The following is a 21,072-nucleotide window of genomic DNA, read 5'->3' on the forward strand; positions in this document are numbered from 1 at the left end:
ATGATTTGCAGTATGACCGGATTCGGACAAGCGAATCGTTCTTTTGCGGGATACAACGTGTTTATCGATGTGAAATCGGTCAATCATAGGTATAGTGAAGTGTCGATTCGAATGCCCAAGGAATGGGCTGTCTTTGAAGACGCTTTGAAGAAAACGGTGCTGCAAGCTGTGAGGAGAGGACGCGTCGACGTTTTCATCACAGCTGAACGTGAAGCGGCTTCCACCAAAAGCGTAACGGTTGACTTCGCACTGGCAGATGCTTATTTGCAGGCTGCCGAGCAGTTGAAAGGGCGCTATGGGTACGCCGAGCAGGTCGGGCTCAAAGATTTATTAAGACTTCCTGATCTCGTTCAGATGAAAGAATTGCGCAAGGAGCCTGACGAAGAGATCGAACGGGAATTGTGCGCCTGCTTGCAGGAGGCCGTTGCCCAATTATCCGAGATGCGGATGCGCGAAGGCGCATTTCTGGAGCAGGATATTCGCGAGCGCCTGGCGGAGCTGAAACGGATCCATGCGGAGCTGGAAGCTTTAGCGCCCGGGGTCGTGCAGGATTACGCGGCTAAGCTTACGAGCAGAATTCAGTCGCTCCTTCAGGAACAGACACCTGTCGATGAGCAGCGGCTGGCGACAGAAATTGCGATTTTCGCAGACCGTTCGAATGTGGATGAGGAATTGACTCGTCTGAAGAGTCATTTCGGGCAATGCGATCAATTGCTTACAGAGAAAGAGCCTGTCGGACGTAAATTGGACTTTCTGATTCAAGAAATGAACCGGGAAGTGAACACGATCGGGTCCAAATCGAATCACTCGGAGCCTGCGGCTAGAGTCATTTCGATGAAAGCAGAGCTCGAAAAGATGCGCGAACAAATACAGAATATCGAGTGAAGCGGCATGGAGCTTCGCGAGGAGGAAGCCCTAAATGGCTATCAAATTAATCAATATCGGGTTCGGCAACATTGTATCGGCGAACCGTATTATCTCGATTGTGAGTCCGGAATCGGCTCCGATCAAGAGGATCATTCAAGAGGCGCGTGATCGTCACATGCTGATTGACGCTACATACGGCAGAAGAACCCGTGCCGTTATTATCACGGACAGCGATCATGTGATCTTATCGGCAGTACAACCAGAGACGGTAGCACATAGACTTTCCAACAAGGACGATGATCATGACGAGTAATACGAACACTCTTGAGCGTGAAAGAGGTATTCTGATTGTTTTATCCGGCCCATCCGGTGTCGGCAAAGGAACCGTATGCGCTGCGCTGCGCAAGTGCTCGCCGGATATCGTGTATTCCGTATCGGCGACAACCCGTTCCCCAAGACAAGGGGAAGTCGACGGTGTCAACTATTTCTTCAAAACACGGGAGCAATTCCAACAGATGATCGATTCGGATGAAGTGTTGGAATGGGCGGAATATGTAGGCAATTTCTACGGTACGCCGAGACGTTTTGTTGAAGAAACGCTGCGCTCCGGCCAAGATGTCATCTTGGAGATTGAAGTGCAGGGTGCTTTGCAAGTCAAACAAAAGTTTTCCGAAGGCGTGTTTATTTTCTTGCTGCCGCCTTCGCTGGATGAGCTGGAGAACCGGATCGTAACCCGTGGTACGGAAACGGATGAGGTGATCCGCAGCCGCATGTCAGTGGCCGTGGACGAAATCCGCTTGATGGAACACTACGATTATGCTATCGTAAATGATCACGTGGAAACAGCTTGCTCCAAAATACATGCGATTCTTACGGCTGAACATTGCAAAAAAGAGCGCATGTATCCCAAAATCGTACAATGGATAGATGAGGTGAAATAAATGTTATATCCTTCAATTGATAAACTGCTTGACATTGTCGACAGCAAGTACTCTCTCGTTGTCGCTGCTTCCAAAAGAGCGAGATCCCTTCGTGACGGCGCAAAATCAGACTTGAAAGGCCACAAAGCCCATAAGCATGTTGGTCTGGCGCTTGAAGAGCTTTACGGCCACTACATTGGCTACGAGAAAATCGAGCCGGCAGAGATCGAGAAAGAGAAATAAATCGCTTACCCAACAACCCTTCGTGGTTGTTATTTTTTTCTCAGAATAGCGGATAGAAAGGGGGATACCCATGAGTGCTTTGCAGGGTAAAACGATTGTACTTGGCGTATGCGGGGGCATTGCCGCCTATAAAGCCGCTGCGCTCACGAGCAAGCTCACACAGGCAGGGGCATCGGTGCGCGTCATTATGACAGCTTCGGCCGTTCAGTTCGTAGCTCCGCTAACGTTCCAAACGCTGTCTCGTCATCATGTGTTTGTGGATACGTTTGATGAAAAAGATCCCTCCGTTGTTTCCCATATCAACTTGGCGGATAGCGCCGATCTTGTGCTGATTGCGCCGGCAACGGCGAATACGATCGGCAAATTGGCACTTGGACTTGGCGACGATATGCTTAGCACTACGCTGCTCGCAACAACCGCGCCGATCTGGGTGGCGCCGGCGATGAACGTGCATATGTACGCAAATCCGGCGGTGCAGACGAACATGCAGACTTTGCTCAGCCGTGGCGTGCGTTTCATTGAGCCTGGCGAAGGGCAGCTTGCGTGCGGATATGTCGGAAAAGGCCGGCTTGCAGAGCCGGAGGAAATTTTCGCTGCGCTCGAGCGGCATTTCCAGGGAGAAGCTCGCCTTCTCGAAGGAAAGCGGGTGCTGGTGACAGCCGGAGGCACCGTGGAGCGCATTGACCCGGTTCGTTATATTACGAACGATTCTTCAGGCAAAATGGGCTACGCCATCGCAGAAGAAGCGGTGCGCATGGGCGCTAAGGTGACCTTGGTGTCAGGGCCAAGCGCTTTGCCCGTACCTGCAGGCGCAGAGCTTGTTCCTGTTCAATCCGCGCTGGATATGCGCGAAGCGGTTTTGGCCCGTTTTGAGGAAAGCCATATGGTGATTAAAGCGGCTGCGGTCGCTGACTACCGTTCTGCCGTTATCGCCGATCAAAAGATCAAGAAAAAGTCCGACTCGCTCACGCTGGAATTGGTGAAAAATCCGGATATTTTGCAGGAGCTGGGCACGCTGAAAAAGCATCAGCTCGTCATCGGCTTTGCTGCGGAAACCGAGCGTTTGGACGAGCATGCGATGGACAAGCTGAGCCGCAAAAATTGCGACCTCATCGTCGGCAACGATGTGTCCCAGGAAGGGGCGGGCTTTAGCGGAGATACGAACGTGGTGCGGATTTTCGACCGTGACGGACTCGTAGAAGCTCTGCCTATGCAGAGCAAGAAAGATGTGGCGCGCAGACTGCTGGAGCTGGCCGCCGACCGTCTGCCGGATAAAGCGAGGGAATCCTGATGTACGCCAAGGTCATTGTCGATGTCCCTGCGAAACAAACGAACCGGGCGTTCGACTATGAAGTCCCTTCCTCTTTGCGGAAGTGGGTTGAGGTAGGCAGCCGCGTTGGCGTGCCTTTCGGGCCCCGGGTGCTTCAGGGCTTTGTCGTTGAATTGCATGAGGAAACGCAGCTGGATGCGAAGCGGGTTAAGCCTATACAGAACGTTCTGGATCTGGTGCCTCCTTTGACGGAAGAGCTTGTCCAGCTTGGCAGATGGATCAGCTCCATGTATTTGTGCCATGAAGTCACAGCGCTGCAGGCGATGCTGCCCGCCGCACTTAAAGCGAAGTATGAGCGGGCGATTGAGGTAGGCAGGGAATCCGGCGAGCAGTCGCTGCTGGACATGCCGGATTTGCAGGCGATCGTTGCCTTTGTTGCCTCCAAAGGTTCCGTTCCGATGGACACTTTGATGGAACGCTTCGCTGCGGATGGCGCCCTCATCAAGCAATTGCTGGGCGCAGGCATTTTGACCGAAGTCCAGATGGTGAAAGACCGCATGAGCACCAAGAAGGCGCTGACGGTCTTTCCTCCGGCCGGCGGCAGCGGACTTGAGCAAGCCTTATCGGAGCTTCCGGCGAGAGCGAACAAGCAGCAGGAGGTGCTCCGCTATTTGATGGAGCATCCTTATGCCATTCGGCTAACCGAACTGATGGAAACGGTGGAGGTGGGAGCTTCTACGGTCAAAAGCTTGGCCGATCGCGGATGGATTGAGCTGCGCGAAGTCGAGGTGATGCGCGACCCTTACGCGGGTCGTGCTTTTGCGAGGACGAAGCCGCTTCCGTTAACGGAGGAGCAGAGCCGTGTTTTCACGGAAATCCGGGATGCTGTCGCAGAGGAGCGCCATGAGGTCTTTCTTCTCCATGGCGTTACGGGCAGCGGCAAAACGGAAGTCTATTTGCAATCCATCCAGCAATGCTTGGATATGGGCAAAGAAGCGATCGTACTCGTTCCCGAAATTTCGCTGACGCCGCAAATGGTCGAACGCTTTAAAGGGCGGTTCGGAGATTTGGTTGCCGTCCTGCACAGCCGGTTATCGAACGGCGAAAGGTACGACGAATGGCGTAAAATCACCCGCAAGCAAGTGAAAGTCGTCATCGGCGCCCGTTCCGCGATTTTTGCTCCTTTTACGAAAATAGGACTTATCATTATTGATGAGGAGCATGAGTCCTCCTACAAGCAGGAGGAGAGCCCCAAGTATCACACCCGGGATGTGGCCGTTAAGCGGGCGAGCATGCAGGGAGCTGCGGTTGTGCTTGGCTCAGCGACGCCTTCACTGGAAAGCTTGGAGAAGACGAGACGGCGCCGGGACCGGGAGCGGCCTCCTTACCGGCTGCTGACGATGAAAGAGCGGGTAGCCAGCAGGCCGATGCCGCCTGTCGCGATTATCGATATGCGGGAAGAGCTGAAAAGCGGAAATCGCTCGATGTTCAGCACGGCCCTGTATAAAGCGATTGAAGATCGGTTACACAAGAAAGAACAGATTGTTTTGTTGCTGAACCGGAGAGGGTATGCGACTTTCGTCATGTGCCGCACATGCGGGTACGTTTCGTCATGTCCGCATTGCGATATTTCCCTTACGTATCATCAGAGCTCGCGCATGCTGCGGTGTCACTATTGCGGCTATGCGGAACGCGAGGTTACGGAGTGTCCCAGCTGCCAGTCCAAGCATATTCGCCATTTCGGCACGGGCACGCAGCGCGTTGAAGAGGAGCTTGGCAAAATCTTTCCGGGCATCCGCGTCATCCGGATGGATGTCGATACGACGACCGAGAAGGGATCGCATGAAAAGTGGCTGACGATGTTCCGCGAAAAGCAGGCCGATGTGCTGCTCGGTACGCAGATGGTGGCCAAAGGGCTTGATTTTCCCGATGTGACCTTAGTCGGGGTTATCGCAGCGGATACCGTGCTGAATATTCCCGATTTTCGTTCGGCGGAGCGGACGTTTCAGCTTTTGACGCAGGTTGCCGGGCGGGCCGGACGTCATGAAAAGCAAGGGGAAGTGTTCGTCCAGACCTACACGCCCGAGCATTACAGCGTCCAATATGCAAGCCAGCATGACTTTATCGCGTTTGCCAACCATGAGCTGGATGTTCGCGCAAATTTAGGCTATCCGCCTTATCAGCGCTTGATTTTGGTCACTTTTTCCCATGAGCAGGTGCCGCTCCTGGTGCGCTTCGCGGAAGCTTTTGTCATGAGGCTTAAAGAAATCGCAGCAGAGCATTCCACGAAACAAATTGACCTGTTTTCGGAAGCGGTGTCCCAAGATCAAACGTTCCAAATGGACGTGCTGGGCCCGGTTGCATCGCCGATTTCCCGAATCAAAGATAGATATCGGTTCCAATGCGTGGTAAAATATCGTGGGGAAGATCAGGCAGCAGAGATTGTCGGACAGACGGTGGCTTGGTTTGAAGAGCGCTCATCGAAGGAAAAGCTGGCGATCAGCGTGGATGTTGACCCGCAATATTTGATGTAAGGAACCCCAAATAGAGAAGACTTAAAGGTAGGTGCACGTTATGGCTATTCGTATTATTGTCAAAGATCCAGATCCTGTGCTGCGAGAAAAAGCGATCACAGTTACCAAATTTAATTCCAATCTGCATAAATTGCTCGACGATATGGCAGACACGATGTATGAGGCAGAGGGCGTAGGCCTTGCTGCTCCGCAAATCGGCATTCTGAAACGCGTAATTGTCATGGATTGCGGAGAAGAGCATGGCGGATTGATCGAAATGGTCAATCCGGAAATCGTTTCGTCTAGCGGCGAACAAAACGGGCCGGAAGGCTGCTTAAGTATTCCGGGGCTTCGCGGGGATGTCACGCGTGCCATGAACGTAACGGCCAAAGGGCAAGATCGCCATGGCAATCCGATTGAAGTTAACGGTACGGAGCTGCTTGCCCGTTGTATTTTTCATGAAATCGATCATTTGAACGGGATTTTGTTTACGGACCTGGCAACCAAAACATACACTAGCGACGAAGAGGAAGATTCTGAGTGAACATCATTTTCATGGGTACACCGGATTTTGCAGTACCTTCCCTGCAGGCTCTCCTGGAGGAAGGCTATAACGTGACGACGGTTGTCACGCAGCCGGATCGGCCGAAAGGACGCAAACGCGTCCTTACGCCGCCGCCGGTGAAGGTGGAAGCAGAGAAGCACGGCATTCCGGTGCTGCAGCCCGAGAAGCTGCGCCAAGCGGATTCGGTGGAGCTTCTGCGTCAATTAAAGCCTGATCTGATTGTGACAGCCGCATACGGTCAAATACTGCCCAAGGCTGTTCTGGATCTGCCGAAGCACGGATGCATCAACATTCATGCGTCTTTGCTGCCTAAGTACCGCGGCGGGGCGCCGATCCATCATGCCGTCATCCGCGGCGAAGCGACTACAGGCGTCACCATTATGTATATGGCCGTCGGGCTGGATACGGGTGACATGCTTGCGAGCGTAGAGCTTCCCATTGAGGATACCGACACGACGGGGACGTTGTTTGAAAAGCTGAGCGTGGCAGGCAGCGAGCTGCTGAAGCGCATCTTGCCGGATTTGCTCGCAGGGCGTATAACAGCTGTCCCGCAAAATGAAGCCGATGCGGTTTATTCTCCGAATATCCGCAGGGAGGACGAGCTGATCGACTGGTCGCGCTCGGCCGTGGATATTTGGAATCAAGTGCGCGGCTTAAACCCTTTCCCTGGCGCGTACACGCTTTGGAACGGGGAAGTTATGAAGGTTTGGGGCAGCGCGAATCCGAAGGGAACGAAGAGCTCCGGCGCCGCAGAGGCAGCCGTTCCGGGGACGGTTCTGGGCAGCAGCGAGCACGGCATCGAAGTGATGACCGGCGAAGGCACGCTGTGGCTGACGGACATTCAACCGGCCGGCAAGAAGGCGATGCCTGTGTCCGAGTTCATTCGCGGCGTGCAAATCGCACCCGGCACAATATTCGGCAGTGTGAGCTAAGACAGGCCATTACTTAACAAAAATGAGGTATTCGATTTGTCAACGCAGAAACCTAACCGTCCGCACCATGGACCTACCCAATCACAGGGGGCTGGCAAGCCCTCATCCCCAAAACGATCCGGCGGCGCTGCGAAGAGCAGCGCTGTTAAGCGTTCTGCCCGCGATGCGGCGCTGGATGTATTGATTCGCGTTGAAGAGAATCAATCGTACAGCAACCTTCTGCTCAATCAGGTTTTACAGAAGCATGCGCTCGAACGCGCGGATGCGGGACTGGCGACAGAGCTTGTGTACGGGACCATCGGACGTAAAAATACGATTGATTTTTTCTTGGAGCGTTTTGTCAGCAAAGGGCTCGCGAAGTTGGAGCCATGGGTTAGATGCTTGCTGCGGCTGAGCTTCTACCAGCTGCATTACTTGGACCGCATCCCCGACCATGCGGTCGTGAGCGAAGCGGTCAATATCGCGAAGCGCCGGGGGCATCAAGGCATCTCGGGCATGATCAACGGCGTGCTGCGCGCGATTATCCGCAGCAAAGCGGAGCTGCTGCTTCCGGCTGCGCTCGGCGACGTGAAGCGCATCGCGCTGGGCCACTCCCATCCGGAGTGGCTCGTGCGCAGATGGATTCGCCAGCTCGGCCCTGAGCTGACGGAACAGATCTGTGCGGCGAACAATGAGCCGCCGCACGTGAGTATTCGCGCGAACGCGAGGCACCGCAGCCGGCAGGAGCTGCTGGAGCAGCTCCAAGCCAGCGGGCTCAGCGCGGAAGCGTCGAAGCTGGCCCCGGCCGGGATTCTTGTGCAAGGGGCCGGGAATATGGCGTTGTCCCCCGGCTTCCTGCAGGGGGATTTCTCGATTCAAGACGAGAGCTCGATGCTCGTCGCCGAAGCTCTGGAGCCGCGTCCCGGCATGACGGTGCTGGACTGCTGCGCCGCCCCGGGCGGCAAGACCGCGCATATCGCCGAGAAGATGGCGGATAGCGGCAAGATTTGGGCTTGTGACCTGCACGAGCACAAGCAGAAGCTGATCGCAGATCAGGCGGAGCGTCTGGGACTGTCGTCCATTCAGACGCTCGTGATGGATGCTGCGAAGCTGGACGAGCATTTTGCGGCGGAGTCGTTCGACCGCATCCTGCTCGATGCGCCTTGCTCGGGCTTAGGCGTTATTCGCCGCAAGCCCGACCTGAAATGGGCGAAGCAGGAGACTGAGATCGAGGCAATCAGCGAGCTGCAGTACGCGATCTTAAGCCGGGTACACCGGCTGCTGAAGCCGGGCGGCGTGCTGGTCTACAGCACGTGTACGATTGAGCAGGCGGAGAACGCCGGCATGGTCGAGCGCTTCCTCGCGGAGCACCGCGACTTTGCGCTCGAACCGCTGCCGGTGGACGCTTTCGCGAGCGTTGATCCTGCGGCGGCTGCCGCAGGGATGGTGCAAATCTTGCCGCAGCAGTTTCATTCCGACGGCTTTTTCATCGCGCGTCTGCGCAAACGTGCTTAGCATGTGTCTGCTACTGGCAGCCGCACTTCTGAGTCTATCGGACTGAGATGCCGCTATTTGTTATTTTAAGGATGAAAATAAGTTTCTACGGACTCACGTACCGTTATTTCACTGAAATGATCCGAATCACCCATAAAATGGACAAATAGCGATCACCCAGTCCGTTAAGGCTGGATCATGAAGCCAATATCAAAAATAACGGCTTATGAGTCCGATCAAGCGCCATATCGTTTCCATGGACACCTTCAAAAGGGGGATGTGTGTTCGTCCCTGCTTTGTGATAAAATAGACAAGATTAGCAGTAGAACCGAACAAATAACAACAGGTTGTGATAAATAGTGTCTAATAAACCGTATTTGAAAGAAAAACCATTTGTATATGATTTAAATTGGGATGAGTGGCAGAGCTGGGTGAAAGAAAACGGCGAGTCCGCGTTCCGGGCCGGGCAAATTTTTGACTGGCTTTATATCAAGCGCGTATTCAGCTTTGATGAGATGTCCAACCTGCCGAAGTCGCTGCGCGACAAGCTGAAAAATGAATTTGAATTTGTCACACTGTCCGAAATCGCGAAGTATCAGTCGCAGGACGGCACGGTTAAGTTCTTATTTGAACTGGAAGATAAGAATGCGATCGAAACGGTCGTCATGAAGCACAACTATGGCAACAGCATTTGCGTTACCACGCAGGTAGGCTGCCGTGTCGGTTGTACGTTTTGCGCATCCACGCTTGGCGGTCTGAAACGGGATTTGAGACCCGGAGAAATTGTCGCTCAGGTTGTTAAAGCCCAGAAGCTGCTGGACGAAACGGGAGAGCGCATCTCTTCCATCGTTATCATGGGAATTGGCGAGCCATTTGAAAACTATGAATCGACGATGAATTTCCTGCGCGTGATGATTCACCCGAAAGGTTTGAACATCGGCCAGCGTCACATTACGGTATCGACGAGCGGAATTGTGCCGAACATTTATAAGTTTGCGGATGAGAATTTGCAAGTCAACTTGGCGATCTCCATCCATGCTCCCAATGATGCGCTCCGATCCAAGCTGATGCCGGTCAATCGCAGATTTCCTTTCGTAGACTTGATCGAAGCTTGTAAATATTACATTGCCAAAACCGGCAGACGTATTACATTTGAGTATGCCCTCATGGGGGAAGTGAATGACCAGGCTGAACATGCAGAAGAGCTGGCGCAAGTGCTAAAGGATATGCCGCTTAGCCACGTGAATCTGATTCCTGTGAATTTCGTGGCCGAACGGGATTTCAAGCGTACGCCAAGAGACGATATTTTCACCTTCCAACGAATTCTTGAGAAGGCCAAAATCAATGCCACCATACGTCGTGAACAAGGCAGTGACATCGCAGCCGCTTGCGGACAACTGCGCGCGAAGCATATGGAGAGCAAGTCATGAGGTGAATTCCGGATGAAGATGGTAAGCCGTACAGATATCGGTAAAGTCCGTCTAGTGAATGAGGACCGCGCCGCCGTACAGCATGAGCTGAATGGCCTTTCTTTGGCTATTGTCGCTGATGGTATGGGGGGGCACCAGGCTGGCGATATTGCCAGCCAAATGGCAATTGATATGATCCGAAATGAACTGCAATCCATTCATTGGGGTATGCCCGTTGAAGCTTGCAGGCAAGTGTTGAAGGAAGCGATCGAGAAGGCGAACGAGCAAATTTATGCCTTTGCCTCCGGACAAGAAAATTATCATGGCATGGGGACGACGGTCGTTGCCGTGATTGCTTCGCAAGAGCTGCTGATTATCGGTCATATCGGTGACAGCCGTGCTTACAAAATTTCCGGCGAGTCGATCACGCAGCTGACGGAAGACCATTCTTTGGTGTATGAGCTTCTGAAGTCGGGCCAGATTACCGCCCAAGAAGCCGATCATCACCCCCGGCGCAATTGGATTACGCGCGCGCTGGGTACAGAACCGGGCGTAGAGGTGGATTTATACGAGTATTCGTGGCGTCCCGGAGATACGATTCTGATCTGTACCGACGGTTTAAGCGGTTTAGTCGATTCAGGTGATATTTTACGCATCGTCAAAACGCAGGGTCAGTTGGAGGCTGCTGCCGAGCAATTAATTCAAAGCGCACTGGATGAAGGTGGGGACGATAACGTAACGGTGGTTTTACTTGCGCACGATTCAGATTCGGACGAAAAAAGGGGTGATGGGAATTGATCGGTAGAAAGCTTGGAGGCCGCTATGAAATTTTAGATCGCATTGGCGGAGGCGGAATGGCTTTAGTCTACAAAGGGCATGATCTTCTATTAAATCGTAAAGTGGCTGTAAAAGTACTGCGCCAGCAGTATGTGCATGACGAAGAGTTTATTCGTCGCTTCCGCAGAGAAGCTCAAGCGGCCGCTTCCCTTTCTCATCCTAATGTCGTCAGTATTTATGACGTGGGACAAGAAGAAGATGTGCACTACATTGTCATGGAATACATAGAAGGTACGACCTTGAATGATTTAATCAAGGAGAGGGCGCCGCTGCAGGTGGAAGACGCCGTTCACTATGCCAGCCAAATTGCGGATGCGCTTGATCACGCCCACCATAATGAAATTATTCACCGGGACATTAAGCCACACAACATTTTGATCGGCAAAAACGGCCGCGTCAAAGTAACTGATTTCGGTATTGCCCGGGCGGCTACGTCTTCTACGATTACCCAAACGGGGGCGGTTGTCGGTTCTGTGCATTATTTCTCGCCGGAGCACGCGAAAGGCACGAATACCGGCGAGAAATCCGATTTGTATTCCCTCGGTATCGTGATGTATCAAATGCTGACGGCCCGGCTGCCTTTCCTTGGCGAAAGCCCGATTTCCGTGGCTTTGAAACATTTGCAGGAAGATGTGGAAGATCCTCGCAAAGTAAACCCTCTCATTCCGCAGAGCGTGGAAAACATCATTTTGAAGGCCATGCGCAAGAAGCCCGAAGAACGCTACCAGTCTGCGAAGCAAATGATGGCCGATCTGGATACGTGCTTGCACCCGGATCGCCGGAATGAAGCCAAGATCGCTTTCTGGGACGCCGACGGCATGGACGAGGAGCGCACCTTGGTGATGCCGGCCATCCGCGCGGATCAGCTTGTGAAGTTCGACGACGACGACGATGAGCCGGAGAAGTCCGCTGTGCGCGAGGAGCCCGCTCCTGCGAAAGGGAAGGGCTGGGTGAAGCCGATCGTGTGGATCGTCATTTTGTTGATGATTCTGGGGGCTATGTGGTATGCGGTCGGGTATGTGAAAGGGATGTTCGCCGTTGAGACGGTGGAGGTTCCGGACGTGGTGAACAAGCCGCTGACGCAGGCGCAAGCCGAATTAACGGCTGCCAAGCTCGGCTACACCGTGGAGATCGATGCGGAGAGCAAAGCGCCTAAGGATACGGTCATCCGTCAAAATCCTAGCGGCATGCGAATGAACGTAGGCACGAAGGTGACGCTGTACGTCAGTAAAGGCGCGCCTAAATTCAAGATGGAAAGCTACATCGGCCAGCAGCTCAAAGACGCCAAGCTGAAGCTGGAAGCGCTCGGGATTACCGATGATCAGATTACGTTCACGCAAACGACGACGGATGATCCGCCTGACACAATCCTGAAGCAAACGCCTCTAGTCGGCGAGGAATTCGATCTTGATAAAGCGGCGATTACTTTCGTCGTCAGCAAAGCAAAGGAAACGTTCAAAATGCCGGATCTCGTCGGCATGACGGAGGCTGAAGCGAAGGCGCAAATCGCTAAGCTGAACCTTAAGCTTGCTGCCAACGGCATTACGCGCGAGAAAAGCTACAAAGTGGCCAAAGGGAAGGTCATCAAGCAGTTTCCGTATGATAAAGACACGGACGTTTCTGTCGGGAACGAAATTTCGCTGATCATCAGCGACGGGCTGCCGGAGGATGCCGGACAAGTGACGGTTAGCATCCCCGTGAAGCCGACGACGGAGGGCAAGGATTCCGAGTTCAAAATTATCGTTAGCGATGCGCAGTACGAGAATTTCGAATACAAAACGGAAAAAGTGTCGAAGCCTCAAAATTTGGATGTGAAAGTGATCGTTTCTCCGGATAAGAAAGCCGTCATCTTGATTAAAGAAGGGGACAACTTGGTTAACTCCATTACGCGTACGTATCAAGATTATTTGGATCAAAAGAGCGGCAAGAACGTATCGCCGAGCCCTTCCCCATCGCCTGGAGCATCGCCCAAACAGCAAAGCAACGGGCCGGCTATTCCAGTTGGTGGAAACGGCAATGGCAACGGTCAAGGCCAAACAGGCGGCACTGCCTCTAAACCACCTGCCGGAGGCACAAATTAATGCCTCAAGGAACGATTGTTAAAGCTTTGAGCGGTTATTACTATGTGCTGCCCGAAGGCGCGGAGCTTCAGGAAATCAATCTGATTACCTGCCGCGGCAGAGGCGTGTTTAAGAACAGGAAGATAACCCCCCTTGTCGGGGACCGGGTGATGTTCGAGGAGACGGAGAACGGGGAAGGCACGGTGACCGAAATCCTGCCCCGGACCTCGGAGCTTATTCGTCCTCCGATTGCCAATGTGAATGTGGTCGTGCTTGTCTTTTCGGTCACGGAGCCTGTCCTGAATTTACAGCTGTTGGATAAATTTCTTGTTCATATTGAACATACGGGCATTGAAGTTGTCCTCTGCTTCACCAAAAGCGATCTGTTGTCAGGAAATGGCGATGCTTCGGCTCCGAAGGAAATGACGATTGCGGAGTTGGAGCGGATCACGAAGCTGTATGAGGGAATCGGCTATACCGTGCTGAAGACGAGTTCCAGGCTGAAGGAAGGCGTGGAAGCGATTCTGCATTATCTGGAAGGCGCTGTCGGCGTTTTCGCAGGACAATCCGGCGTCGGCAAATCATCCTTGCTGAATGAAATGATAAGCGGCCGCAATCTGGAGACGAATGAGATTTCCCAGCGTTTGGGCAGGGGGAAACATACCACCCGGCATGTTGAACTGCTTCCTTTAAACAATGGAGGCTTGGTCGCGGACACGCCGGGGTTCAGCCAGTTGGATTTCATGGAAGTCGATGCCGAAGGTTTGGGCAGCTGCTTCAAGGAGTTCGCGGAGGCAGCGGAGAGCTGCAGGTTCAGGGGCTGTCTGCATCTTCATGAGCCGGATTGCAAGGTTCGGGATGCGGTGGCCGAAGGAACGATTGCTGCTTCGCGCTATGATCATTATTTGTTGTTTTTAGGGGAAATCAAGGATCGCAAGAGGAGGTATTAGGAACGGATGGTACATGTAGCACCTTCTATTTTATCAGCCAACTTCGCTAAGCTCGGTGAAGAGATTAAAGAAGCCGAGCTTGGCGGAGCAGATTGGATCCATGTGGATGTCATGGACGGCCATTTCGTGCCGAATATTACGATTGGTCCGCTTGTTGTTGAAGCTATACGTCCGGTGACGAAGCTGCCGCTGGACGTCCATTTGATGATTGAGCAGCCGGACCGCTATATTCCCGACTTTATTAAAGCGGGCGCAGATCTGATTTCCGTCCACGTGGAGGCTTGTACGCATCTGCACCGGACGCTGCATCTGATCAAGCAAAGCGGCGTCAAAGCGGGGGTTGTTCTTAATCCGGCAACGCCGATTTCGCTTATTGAACATGTGCTTGACGAGCATCTGGATCTTGTTCTCATTATGACCGTAAATCCGGGCTTCGGCGGGCAAGCGTTCATTCCCGGCATGCTGAGCAAAATTCGCGCGTTGCGCGAGCAAGCCAGCGCCAAGGGGCTGAGCGGTCTTCACATCGAGGTTGACGGCGGTATCAACGAAACGACGGCCCGTCTGGTAACCGAAGCGGGAGCCGACGTGCTTGTTGCCGGCAATGCCGTATTCGGGCAGAGAGATCGCGCCGACGCCATCCGACGAATTCGCGGGTAGAGGGGAGCCGGACAAATGAGATTTCTCTGGCTGTTTCTGTATAGTACGGTTTGTGCCGTGCTTCTCGCGTGCTTTTCCAACATACACGATGTCACGAAGTATATCTTTTCACTCGGGGCCTTGTATTTGGGGATGCGCTTCTTCCGCCGGTTTGAGGGGCTTGGGTTCCGGATTTGGTTTATTGTGATCGCTGTGGTCTTATATTTCATTTTCAGCTTAATTTATGCGCTATACACGCAGATCGGTATAACTGCACCCTAGCCGCATACATATAGTTACAAGAGCGATGCGCTCTTGTAGCTTTTTTTGCTTTCTGGAAGCGAATAGATCGGAGAAAGTAAAATACAAGGTACTTTTTCACGGCTGGGGCATATACTGTTGTAATGATGTTAGTGCTCACGAAGTCGAAGTCGGTCTTCGGGCATGCGTCCGTTTGCCGGCGAAAACTCTAAGGAGGGGTAGAGAATGAAGTTCTACACAATCAAACTACCGAAATTTTTGGGTGGATTCGTGAAAGCCGTGCTTAATACGTTTAGCAAAAACTAAGTTGGCCAACACATACGAATGCCATTTCCCAGAAATGCAAAAAAAGCACCGGTAAGGTGCTTTTTGTCTTTTACATAAGTATAAGTATCCGAAAATTAAACGCGAGCCACTTTACCGGATTTCAACGCACGAGCACTTACGTAAACCCGTTTTGGTTTGCCATCAACGAGGATGCGAACCTTTTGAACGTTAACTCCCCAAGTACGCTTGTTTTTATTGTTAGCGTGGGACACGTGGTTTCCTGATTTAGGACTTTTACCTGTAACGAAACATTTGCGGGACATGTTTGACACCTCCTTCGGCAGTATACAAAGCAGCCTGGGTGGCAAGCCTAAGCTTGACATGACAGCTTTCCTCAAATTTAGACTTTGCTTGTTGCGATTCTTATAATAACCAGCAAAAACATACTTAAACATAATAGCATAGCAAAAGGAGGGGAGTCAACGAATTACCTTCATTTTTGCCGTTTATTTATGAAGTATGTTATAGTACAATGAAGATTAGTCAACCTTTCCGAATACATAGCAGTTGACGATTGAAGCCGATTTTGCTGGAGCAAAGCAGGAACGGGAGTACTTACATAGTTGTCTTGTTTAAGCGAAACATGAAGGAGTTGTTAGATAATGCCAATTGAACTCACAACCGAGTATGGAAAAGTGTATATTACCAATGAAGTGATTTCAACTCTGGCGGGATCCGCTGCGTTAGATTGTTATGGACTTGTTGGGATGGCGACCAGAAAGCAATTGAAAGACGGCATAGCAGAGCTGCTGGGACGGGATAATTTAAGCCGCGGTGTCGAAGTTCGTCGGGAGAACGGGCGACTCGAGATTGATCTTTATATTATTGTCAGCTATGGAACCAAAATATCCGTCGTTGCCGGCAATGTCCAAACGAAAGTCAAATATATTTTGAACGATGTCGTAGGGCTGCATGTGGATGATGTGAATATTTTTGTTCAAGGCGTTCGTGTAGCTAAATAAAAGCCCGATAACCAGGAAGGGGAATCACTTTGAGTAAGCGCTTTATTTCAATAAATGGAAATGACTTCACTGCCATGGTCTTGGCGGGTGCGGATAACCTTCGCCGAAATGTAGACAAGGTTAATGGATTGAATGTTTTCCCTGTACCCGACGGAGATACCGGCACCAACATGAATTTAACACTCACCGCAGGTTGTGAGGAACTGAAAAAGAAGCCATCCTCTCATATTGGGAAAGCAGCTGACGCATTGTCCAAAGGGTTACTGATGGGCGCCAGAGGCAACTCTGGGGTTATTCTGTCACAGCTGTTTCGCGGATTCGCGAAGCATGTGCACGATCTGGAGAATGTGAATGCACAGCAATTCGCGGCTGCGCTGCAGCAAGGGGTAGAGACAGCGTATAAGGCTGTCGTGAAGCCGGTTGAAGGCACGATTTTGACGGTATCCAAAGAAGCGGCTAAACATGCCACGCAGTATAGACGCGGAGGCGACGTGCTCGATCTTATGCAGGAGGTCTTGAGCAAGGCGAAGGAAGCCCTCGCCAGAACGCCTGAGCAGCTCGCTGTGCTCAAGCAGGTTGGGGTGGTAGATGCAGGCGGTCAAGGGCTTGTCTGCGTGTATGAGGGCTTTGTGACGGCGCTAAACGGCGGTCTGGTTCAAGTGGAGGAAGACTACGCGACGATGGATACACGGCTGGATACGGTTTCCGTCGTTCCGGGCATGAACCTCGCGAAAGAAGTACACGCGCATCTTCCGGCTCAAGCGCACCTTGCTACAGAAGATATCGAATTCGGCTATTGCACGGAATTTATGCTGACGATTGTACCTGGCAAGGTAAAAGGGCTTGTTTTCGACGAAAGCAAATTTCGCGAGCAGCTTGGCAAGCTAGGGGATTCGCTGCTCGTCGTCGCCGATGACGAACTGGTGAAGGTGCATATTCATGCGGAATATCCCGGTGAAGTTATGAACCAAGCGATGAATTACGGCGCACTCAGCCGCATCAAAATTGAAAATATGCGCGATCAGCATTCACATATAGTAGGAGATATGGCCGCGGAAGGCTACGAAGCCTCTGCTCCGGCCGCCGTGGCCGCGCCAGCACCGGATAAACCGTATGGTTTCGTTGCGGTCGCTTTGGGTGAGGGCATTACGGAGATTTTCTCGAGCGTAGGCGTCGATGTCGTTCTGTCTGGCGGACAGACGATGAACCCAAGCACGGAGGATATCGTGAACGCGGTGAACAGCATCGAGGCCGAAACGATCTTTGTTCTGCCGAACAATTCGAACATTATTTTGGCCGCGCAGCAAGCTGCTGATTTGGTCGACAAAACCTTGATTGTAATTCCGTCGAAGTCGATTCCCCAAGGTCTTGCCGCTATTCTGGCGTTTCAAGAGAAAGCCGATGCCAAGACGAACACGGAAGCGATGCAGGAATCTCTTCGCCGCGTGAAGTCCGGCCAAGTGACGTACGCTGTTCGTGACACGAATATGGACGGCATCGACATCAAACAGGGGCATTTTATCGGTATTCAAGACGGCCGGATTGTGTCTTCGCAGCCGAGTCTGATGGACGCTTGCAAAAAGCTGCTGGAAGAAATGATCGACGAAGGCAGCGAGATCGTGACGATCCTGACCGGAGAAGACGCCGTAGAAGCGGAAACGGAAGAGCTGGAGGCTTTCATTCAGGCGCTTTATCCGGAGATTGAAGTCGAGCTTCATCCCGGCGGACAGCCTTTGTACGCGTACCTGTTCTCTGTAGAGTAAACGATCATCCCCGCGGTGGATGAATTTCGGGAAATGGAGTGAGCCCTGTTGACAACTATACGCATTGTAACGGACAGCACGGCCGATATACCGCTTTCGCTTAGGCAAGAGCTTAACATTGAGATGGTGCCGCTCAAGATTCATTTTGGAGATGAGCAATTTTTAGATACGGTGACGCTGCGCTCCGAGGAATTTTATCCGAAGCTGACCTCGTCACCTCATTTTCCCAGAACTTCACAACCGTCTCCTGCGGAGTTTCTGGACTTATATCAGAGTTTGCTGGAAGAGCCGGATACGGAAATCATTTCGATTCATTTATCTTCTGCGCTGAGCGGGACGTACCAGTCGGCTTTGCTGGCCTCCACGATGCTGGAGGAGCATGCGGGCAAGGTTCATGTGTACGATTCCCGTTCTGCTTCCTACGGCATCGGCGCGCTTGTTATCACTGCTGCGAAAGCGGCCAAGGCAGGGAAAAGCGCTGCTGAGATTATTGAGCTCGTTCAAAAGGTAAGAGAGAACTTTTACATATACTTCCTCGTAGATACGCTTGAATTTCTGCAAAAAGGCGGAAGAATCGGCAAAGCGTCCGCGCTGTTCGGTTCTTTGCTGAATATTAAGCCCATTCTCTCCATCGATCGCGAGGGGGAAGTGGCGGCTATTGATAAAGTCCGGGGTCAAAAGAAAGCGATCGCGCGCATTCTGGAGCTGCTCGCGGCAGACGTGCCTGATCGCAGCATTCCCCGGTTACATATTGCCCATGCAAACAATTTGGAAGGCGCGGAGCTGCTGCGGGAAGCCATTATGCAGCAATTTGAGGTGCAGCAAGTGGACTATATCACACTGGGGCCTGTCATTGGCGCACACGCCGGACCCGGTACGATCGCAGCGTTCGTCAGCACGGTGTAAGCGATGGATTTAAATCAAATTGCAGTACGCGAAGTCCATGGAGTCGGCGCTCAAAAGGCACTTGAGCTGAACGCCATGGGCGTTTTTACGGTTATGGATTTACTGGAGTATGTGCCGTTCCGGTATGAGGACTATACGGTGCGCGATATCGCGGGCGTGAAGGACGGCGACCGCGTCACGGTGAAAGGGTATATCATCGGGGAGCCGGTGCTCCAGCGCTACAGCGGCAAATCCCGGCTATCCTGCAAGGTGATGGTCGATGATTTTCTCTTGACGGCGGTGTGGTTTAACCGCCACTTTTTGAAGGACCGCTTGCGGCCGCAGCAGGAGATTATTCTGACCGGCAAATGGGATGGCAAGCGCAGGCAAATGAGCGTGTCCGATTCCGAGTTTCCCGGACAAGGCGATTCGAATACCGGCACCATTCAGCCGGTCTATTCGGTTGCAGGCTCCCTGACGCAAAAGTGGATGCGCAAGGTTATTCAGCAGGCGCTGACGCAGTACAGCGCCATGATCAGTGAAGTGCTGCCGGCCGGGCTTACCGGCAGGTACGGGTTTATGCCGCGCAGCAAGGCGCTGGCTGTCATCCACACGCCGAGCGGTGTGGAGGAAGGCAAGCAGGCGCGCAGGCGCATGGTGTATGAGGAGCTGTTCCTGTTCCAGCTCAAGCTGCAGGCTTACCGCGCCGTGACGCGCAGCCGCGCGGACGGGGTGCAGCAGCAGGTGGATCTGCCTGCTGTCCGCGCCTTCGTGCGCGCGCTCCCCTTCCAGTTGACGGAGTCGCAGAAGAAGGTCGTCGGCGAAATCCTGCACGATATGCAGCAGCCTTACAGCATGAACCGGCTACTGCAAGGCGATGTCGGCGCCGGGAAGACGATCGTCGCGGCCATAGGCCTCTACGCGACGGTCAAAGCCGGCTACCAAGGCGCGCTGATGGTGCCGACGGAGATCTTGGCCGAGCAGCACAAGAGCTCGCTCGACCGCTTGTTCGAGCCCTACGGGCTGCAGGTTGCGCTGCTGACAGGCAGCTCGACGGACCGCCAGCGGCGGGATCTGCTCGCGTCCTTGCAGATGGGCATGATCGACGTGCTGGTCGGCACGCACGCGCTCATTCAAGAGGACGTCTACTTCCGCCAGCTGGGGCTGGTCGTGACGGACGAGCAGCACCGCTTCGGGGTGAACCAGCGCAGCATTTTGCGGCGCAAGGGGATGAACCCCGACGTGCTGACGATGACGGCGACGCCGATTCCGCGCACGCTGGCGATTACAGCCTTCGGCGACATGGATGTGTCGACGCTGCGCGAGCTGCCGAAAGGGCGCAAGCCGATCAAGACGTATGCCGTCCAGCATGCGATGCTGGAGCGCGTGCTGGGGTTCATCCAGCGCGAGGTGGCGGCAGGACGGCAGGCGTACGTCATTTGTCCGCTCATCGAAGAGTCGGACAAGCTGGACGTGCAGAATGCCATCGATGTCCAAATTCAGCTGCAGCAGCACTTCCCGCATATGCGGATCGGACTGCTGCACGGGCGGATGAGCGCGCAGGAGAAGGAAGCCATCATGCGCGCGTTCAAGGAAGGGGCCGTGGAGACGCTGGTGTCGACCACGGTCATCGAGGTCGGCGTGGATGTGCCGAACGCCACGCTGATGGTCATCTACGACGCCGACCGCTTCGGCCTGTCGCAGCTGCACCAGCTGCGCGGGCGGGTTGGGCGCGGCGAGCACCAGTCCTTCTGCGTGCTCATCGCCGACCCGAAGACCGAGGTCGGCAAAGAGCGCATGAAGGCGATGACCGACACCGCCGACGGCTTCGAGATCGCCCGGCGCGATCTCGAGCTGCGCGGTCCGGGGGACTTCTTCGGCACGAAGCAGAGCGGGCTTCCGGAGTTCCGCATCGCGGATATGATGGCCGACTTCGAGGTCATGGAGCAGGCGCGCGATGATGCCGCAGAGCTCGTCGGCGATTCCTCGTTCTGGACCGGGGCGTCCTTCATGCCGCTGAGGGCTTACTTGGAGCGTGCCCATATTTTCGATAGCGAAGTGCTGGATTAATTGGAAAGACTTATAAGAACGCTGGGATGGATTGCAGGCAACTGTCAGTCGTTGATCCTGGCGTTTTTTTGCTGCCTGCATCCTTTTATCCGCACACAGCTTTATCCCTCTATGCCGCAGGCAGAATGT

The 21,072-nt window shown here is 53.3% G+C and carries 21 protein-coding genes; 20 read left to right on the plus strand and 1 reads right to left on the minus strand.

Annotation, left to right across the window (positions count from 1 at the left end; translation table 11 throughout):
- From AC3WRW_RS15340 to spoVM, 16 genes are all read left to right on the plus strand, one after another.
- On the plus strand, window positions 1-885 hold the full coding sequence (locus tag AC3WRW_RS15340) for a YicC/YloC family endoribonuclease (RefSeq protein WP_492547176.1): 885 nt from the start codon (window positions 1-3) through the stop codon (window positions 883-885).
- Between the two features lie 34 nt (window positions 886-919).
- On the plus strand, window positions 920-1,180 hold the full coding sequence (gene remA / locus AC3WRW_RS15345; protein ID WP_009672664.1) for an extracellular matrix/biofilm regulator RemA: 261 nt from the start codon (window positions 920-922) through the stop codon (window positions 1,178-1,180).
- Window positions 1,170-1,808, plus strand: a complete 639-nt coding sequence (gmk, locus tag AC3WRW_RS15350) for a guanylate kinase (protein WP_492547177.1) — start codon at window positions 1,170-1,172, stop codon at window positions 1,806-1,808. Before remA ends, gmk begins: the two co-directional genes overlap by 11 nt.
- A complete protein-coding gene (gene rpoZ, locus AC3WRW_RS15355; protein ID WP_492547178.1) occupies window positions 1,809-2,030 on the plus strand; it encodes a DNA-directed RNA polymerase subunit omega in 222 nt (73 codons plus the stop codon).
- A 70-nt stretch (window positions 2,031-2,100) separates the two neighbouring features.
- Window positions 2,101-3,321, plus strand: coding sequence for a bifunctional phosphopantothenoylcysteine decarboxylase/phosphopantothenate--cysteine ligase CoaBC (coaBC, locus tag AC3WRW_RS15360; RefSeq protein ID WP_492547179.1), 1,221 nt, complete (start codon window positions 2,101-2,103; stop codon window positions 3,319-3,321).
- Complete coding sequence (priA, locus tag AC3WRW_RS15365; protein ID WP_492547180.1) at window positions 3,321-5,834, plus strand: primosomal protein N'; 2,514 nt, start codon at window positions 3,321-3,323, stop codon at window positions 5,832-5,834. Before coaBC ends, priA begins: the two co-directional genes overlap by 1 nt.
- Before the next feature lie 40 nt (window positions 5,835-5,874).
- Entirely contained in the window at window positions 5,875-6,357 is a 483-nt protein-coding gene (def, locus tag AC3WRW_RS15370; protein ID WP_492547181.1) for a peptide deformylase, read from the plus strand.
- On the plus strand, window positions 6,354-7,310 hold the full coding sequence (gene fmt, locus AC3WRW_RS15375; protein WP_492547182.1) for a methionyl-tRNA formyltransferase: 957 nt from the start codon (window positions 6,354-6,356) through the stop codon (window positions 7,308-7,310). Before def ends, fmt begins: the two co-directional genes overlap by 4 nt.
- 36 nt (window positions 7,311-7,346) lie before the next feature.
- Window positions 7,347-8,804, plus strand: coding sequence for a 16S rRNA (cytosine(967)-C(5))-methyltransferase RsmB (rsmB, locus tag AC3WRW_RS15380; protein ID WP_492547183.1), 1,458 nt, complete (start codon window positions 7,347-7,349; stop codon window positions 8,802-8,804).
- Window positions 8,805-9,160: 356 nt separating this feature from the next.
- Window positions 9,161-10,213: a dual-specificity RNA methyltransferase RlmN gene (gene rlmN / locus AC3WRW_RS15385; RefSeq protein WP_492547184.1), complete on the plus strand. Its 1,053-nt coding sequence runs from the start codon at window positions 9,161-9,163 to the stop codon at window positions 10,211-10,213.
- 12 nt (window positions 10,214-10,225) lie between these two features.
- Window positions 10,226-10,990, plus strand: a complete 765-nt coding sequence (locus tag AC3WRW_RS15390; protein ID WP_492547185.1) for a Stp1/IreP family PP2C-type Ser/Thr phosphatase — start codon at window positions 10,226-10,228, stop codon at window positions 10,988-10,990.
- A complete protein-coding gene (gene pknB, locus AC3WRW_RS15395; protein ID WP_492547186.1) occupies window positions 10,987-13,110 on the plus strand; it encodes a Stk1 family PASTA domain-containing Ser/Thr kinase in 2,124 nt (707 codons plus the stop codon). The genes AC3WRW_RS15390 and pknB overlap by 4 nt, the downstream gene beginning before the upstream one ends.
- Window positions 13,110-14,039: a ribosome small subunit-dependent GTPase A gene (gene rsgA / locus AC3WRW_RS15400; protein ID WP_492547187.1), complete on the plus strand. Its 930-nt coding sequence runs from the start codon at window positions 13,110-13,112 to the stop codon at window positions 14,037-14,039. Before pknB ends, rsgA begins: the two co-directional genes overlap by 1 nt.
- A 6-nt stretch (window positions 14,040-14,045) precedes the next feature.
- Window positions 14,046-14,696, plus strand: a complete 651-nt coding sequence (gene rpe, locus AC3WRW_RS15405) for a ribulose-phosphate 3-epimerase (protein WP_492547188.1) — start codon at window positions 14,046-14,048, stop codon at window positions 14,694-14,696.
- Between the two features lie 15 nt (window positions 14,697-14,711).
- Complete coding sequence (locus AC3WRW_RS15410) at window positions 14,712-14,957, plus strand: hypothetical protein (RefSeq protein WP_492547189.1); 246 nt, start codon at window positions 14,712-14,714, stop codon at window positions 14,955-14,957.
- A 204-nt stretch (window positions 14,958-15,161) separates the two neighbouring features.
- A complete protein-coding gene (spoVM, locus tag AC3WRW_RS15415) occupies window positions 15,162-15,242 on the plus strand; it encodes a stage V sporulation protein SpoVM (RefSeq protein WP_014652194.1) in 81 nt (26 codons plus the stop codon).
- A 95-nt stretch (window positions 15,243-15,337) separates the two neighbouring features.
- Here spoVM and rpmB read toward each other — a convergent pair whose 3' ends face one another.
- The gene (gene rpmB / locus AC3WRW_RS15420; RefSeq protein WP_127452218.1) at window positions 15,338-15,526 is read right to left on the minus strand and encodes a 50S ribosomal protein L28; all 189 of its coding nucleotides are present in this window, start codon (window positions 15,524-15,526) and stop codon (window positions 15,338-15,340) included.
- Between the two features lie 339 nt (window positions 15,527-15,865).
- On the opposite strand from rpmB, the gene AC3WRW_RS15425 reads away from it, so the two are divergent.
- Genes AC3WRW_RS15425 through recG form a run of 4 tightly spaced genes read left to right on the plus strand, consistent with a single transcriptional unit; the run spans window position 15,866 to window position 20,943 of the window.
- Complete coding sequence (locus AC3WRW_RS15425) at window positions 15,866-16,225, plus strand: Asp23/Gls24 family envelope stress response protein (protein WP_171686061.1); 360 nt, start codon at window positions 15,866-15,868, stop codon at window positions 16,223-16,225.
- Window positions 16,226-16,254: 29 nt separating this feature from the next.
- Entirely contained in the window at window positions 16,255-17,988 is a 1,734-nt protein-coding gene (locus AC3WRW_RS15430; protein ID WP_492547190.1) for a DAK2 domain-containing protein, read from the plus strand.
- 48 nt (window positions 17,989-18,036) lie between these two features.
- Entirely contained in the window at window positions 18,037-18,894 is an 858-nt protein-coding gene (locus tag AC3WRW_RS15435) for a DegV family protein (RefSeq protein ID WP_492547191.1), read from the plus strand.
- A gap of 3 nt (window positions 18,895-18,897) precedes the next feature.
- Entirely contained in the window at window positions 18,898-20,943 is a 2,046-nt protein-coding gene (gene recG, locus AC3WRW_RS15440; RefSeq protein ID WP_492547192.1) for an ATP-dependent DNA helicase RecG, read from the plus strand.
- The last annotated feature ends 129 nt before the right edge of the window (window positions 20,944-21,072 follow it).

It is taken from the genome of Paenibacillus sp. FW126-R14 (assembly GCF_058789495.1).